The sequence below is a fragment of the Halochromatium sp. genome (genome assembly GCF_054919635.1).
The window spans coordinates 1-3,467 of record NZ_JBUDPI010000373.1 but is presented as its reverse complement, the minus strand read 5'-3'; the positions used below and the strand labels follow the sequence as shown (position 1 = coordinate 3,467).

Below are 3,467 nucleotides of genomic sequence, written 5' to 3'. Positions count from 1 at the left end.
AACAGCCGCCCCTGATGGTCCGCCAGGGCAAACCCCTGCTCCCCCAGGGCAGCCCCCGCCGCCTCAGCATCCAGGGCCTCCCCCGGGTGCATCATCAGATAGACCTCAACCGCCCTACCGACCCCCTCGGCATCCTCCGCCTTCCCGGCATACTCCATCACCTCATCCATCCTGCCCCGGTCCAGGGCCAGCCCCCCGGCCACCCTCTCCTGGACCTTATCCAGCTCCTTCGCCCGCGCGTGCCAATAGAGCTGCTGCGGCAACAGATTGGCCGGGCAGACCTCGGCACAGCGTCCACAACGGATGCAGGGCAGTGGCGCCCCCGGATCGGGGCTCTCCTCCGGCGTCAGCGCCAGGAGGCAATTGGTGGCCTTGGTGACCGGCACCGCGTCTGTATCCAACCGGAAACCCATCATGGGTCCGCCAGACACCAGCTTTGCAATATCGCCGCTGTAGCCGCCACTCGCCGCAATCAACGCCTGTGCCGAGGTTCCGATCGGCACCCGAAAGTTACGCGGCTCCGCTACGCCACGGCCGGTCACGGTGACCAAACGCTCGATCAACGGTTGCCCGCGCAACACCGCATCGGCCACCGCGGCCGCAGTCCCGACGTTTTGACAGACGATCCCGATCTGGGCCGGAATGCCATGGCTCGGCACCTCTTTGCCGGTCAGGATGCGGATCAGCTGCTTCTCGCCACCGCTCGGATAGAGGGTTGGGATCACCACGACCTCGACGCGCTCCCCGACCCCAGCCGTATCGATCGCCCGACGCAGCGCAGCAGCCGCCTCCGGCTTGTTGTCCTCGACACCGATCAGCGCCTGCTTGGCCTGGACCAGATGCAGCATCACCTGGACGCCGTTGAGGATGTCGGCAGCGCGCTCGCGCATCAGCAGATCGTCGCAGGTGATGTAGGGCTCGCATTCGGCCCCATTGATCACCAGGCTGTCGATCGGCTGATCCTTGCCAGGATTCAGCTTCACGTTCGACGGGAAGGAGGCGCCGCCCATGCCCACGATCCCGCTCGACCGGATGCGATCGCGAATCGCCACCGGGTCGCAAGCCCCGATCTCGGCAGCCGAAGCCGCCATGGGCGGGGGCAGCTCGGCCCAGCGATCCTCGCCATCGGTCTCGATCACCACACAGGGCGCGCTGAGACCCGACGGATGCGGAATCGGACGGGCCTCGATCGCAACGACCGTGCCCGAGCTCGAGGCATGCACAGGTGCGCTAATGTAGCCTTGCGGCTCGGCGATGAGCTGCCCTTTGAGCACCTTGTCGCCCACCGACACCAGGCAGCGGGATGGAGCGCCGATATGCTGCTGCAAAGGCAGCACAAGCTGCTGTGGCAACGGCGCGGCAGCGACCGGCTTAGCGTTCGAGAGGGTCTTTTCCTCCGGCAGATGGACGCCGCCGTGGAACTGCCACAGCTTGCGCTGACCACCGCCGTTGATGAGCGATCTAAAACCTGACATGGAGATAATGAGTCGGTTGTTTGGAGCTGTTGCTGCAATCGATACTGGGCAGACGCCGAGAATCGGTCTGGGAGCACGTCTGGACGCCGTAGGACCCCCAGTCTGCGCGAGATCCTATGCGGCCTCGCGATGCTCTGGAAGCAGGTCGGACTGCGGTGGCAGCACGACGCGCGGGCGCAGCGGCGTTGGATAGGGCCACTTCCAGTTGGCGACCGTCTCTGGTACCGGCTCGAGGTAGATACAATCGACTGGGCAGGGCTCGATACAAAGGCCGCAACCGGTACATTCGCTGGCGATGATGCCGTGCAACTGCTTCGCCGCCCCGACGATGGCATCGACCGGGCAAGACTGCAGGCATTTGGTGCAACCGATGCAGACCTTTTCATCGATCGCCGCGATCTGCTTCGGTGTCTCTTCGATCTCGCCGACCTCGACTGGCTCACGCCCGAGCAGATCGGCGATCGCCAACATCGTACCCTCGCCGCCTGGAGAGCAGAGATTGATCTCGGCGTCGCCTGCAGCCACCGCCTCTGCATAGGGTCGGCAGCCTGGATAGCCGCACTGACCGCACTGGCTCTGAGGTAGTAACGCATCAACCTGATCGGCGATCGGGTCGCCCTCGACCCGAAACCGGATCGCCGAATAGCCGAGCAGCAGCCCAAAGGCGATGGCAAGACCTGCGATCGCTGCGATCGATATCAACATCTCAATCTACTCCCGGGGCTCGTCGCCGCGATCGGCTGCCGTCCGCACTCGCAGCCCGCATCGCCGAGCCCTCTTGTGTTGTGACCCCTATTCCCAGCTTATACGGAAACCAGGCCGGCAAACCCCATGAAAGCCAAGGACATCAGGCCTGCCGTGACCATTGCGATCGCGCTGCCTTGAAACGGCTCGGGCACGTCAGCCACCGCGACCCGCTCGCGCATTGCAGCAAACAGCACCAAGACCAGCGAGAATCCAATGGCTGCTCCGAACCCATAGAGCGCAGACTCAAGAAAGCTGCGCTGCTCTTGCAGGTTGAGCAGCGCAACCCCGAGCACTGCACAGTTGGTCGTGATCAGCGGCAAGAAGATACCAAGCACTTGATACAGGACCGGACTGGTCTTGTGCATGACCGTCTCGGTGAACTGCACCACCACGGCAATCACCAGAATAAAGGCGATGGTGCGCAGATACTCGATACCGAGCGGGACGAGCAGATAGGTGTTCACAATCCAGGTCGTCACAGCCGCGAGGGTCAGGACGAAGGTGGTGGCGAACCCCATGCCAATCGCGGTCTCCAGCTTCTTCGAGACCCCCATAAACGGACAGAGCCCCAAGAACTTGACCAGCACGAAGTTGTTGACCAACACAGTGCTGACCAAGATCAACGCATACTCTGTCATTGTCCCCATTGGACCCCCAGATCGTTCGAAGAGCGTCAATACACACACGGCCTGTAGGGCCATGGCAAGTGCGGGAGCTTACTGCGATTTGTGCACTGCAGCAAGAGCAGCTGAGCCATCGCCCTTAATTTAGCAATTCGCTATGGGCCGGGCCTTGACTACCATCACATCAGACCAACACCTAAGCGTAAAGCTAGGTCTTTCGTCCCTGCCGGCACAGGCGTTGCGCGTCCAGCCTTGGGGTATCGCGACACAGCGCCCACAGAGCGATAGCATGCAGCATCGACTCAAGAGCAGGATCTCATAGTGAAAGAAAACCCACTCGCCATGATCGAGTTTCTTGCTTTCCTTGGCTTTGCCGCCTGGTTATTCTTGCGCAAAGGCTGACCAACTCGTGATCAGTACTGGCACCCTGATGCTCGGCAAGGCACTGCTCACGGCAGCCGCTCTACTAGGGTTCGGTTTCTGGCAGCTTGCCGCGCTACGTCGCCTCCGCCGCGAGCGCGAGCGACGCGAGAAAGAGGCAGAGGCAGAGGGGCAGCAGCGCAATGATTCAGCGGACGAGCAGCGCAAGCAATAGATCTGGAGCATCGTATCCGGTTATTAT

At 62.3% G+C, this 3,467-nt stretch carries 4 protein-coding genes; 1 reads left to right on the top strand and 3 read right to left on the bottom strand.

What is annotated here, in order from left to right; translation table 11 throughout:
• The 3 genes from rsxC to rsxA all read right to left on the bottom strand — a co-directional run.
• On the bottom strand, positions 1 to 1,475 hold a 1,475-nt coding region (rsxC, locus tag ACY693_RS16790), incomplete at its 3' end, for an electron transport complex subunit RsxC (protein ID WP_462322956.1).
• Positions 1,476 to 1,589: 114 nt separating this feature from the next.
• A complete protein-coding gene (gene rsxB / locus ACY693_RS16785) occupies positions 1,590 to 2,180 on the bottom strand; it encodes an electron transport complex subunit RsxB (protein ID WP_462322955.1) in 591 nt (196 codons plus the stop codon).
• A 98-nt stretch (positions 2,181 to 2,278) separates the two neighbouring features.
• On the bottom strand, positions 2,279 to 2,860 hold the full coding sequence (gene rsxA, locus ACY693_RS16780; protein ID WP_410756947.1) for an electron transport complex subunit RsxA: 582 nt from the start codon (positions 2,858 to 2,860) through the stop codon (positions 2,279 to 2,281).
• Positions 2,861 to 3,254: 394 nt separating this feature from the next.
• Between rsxA and ACY693_RS16775 the strand changes: the two genes are divergently transcribed.
• Positions 3,255 to 3,440 (top strand): hypothetical protein, encoded by a 186-nt coding sequence (locus ACY693_RS16775; RefSeq protein WP_462322954.1) that lies wholly within the window; start codon positions 3,255 to 3,257, stop codon positions 3,438 to 3,440.
• Positions 3,441 to 3,467: the final 27 nt, after the last annotated feature.

Bases quoted from the DNA above. Each gene is read 5' to 3' on its own strand.
- rsxB (WP_462322955.1), bottom strand. From the start codon at position 2,180: ATGTTGATATCGATCGCAGCGATCGCAGGTCTTGCCATCGCCTTTGGG.
- rsxA (WP_410756947.1), bottom strand. From the start codon at position 2,860: ATGACAGAGTATGCGTTGATCTTGGTCAGCACTGTGTTGGTCAACAAC.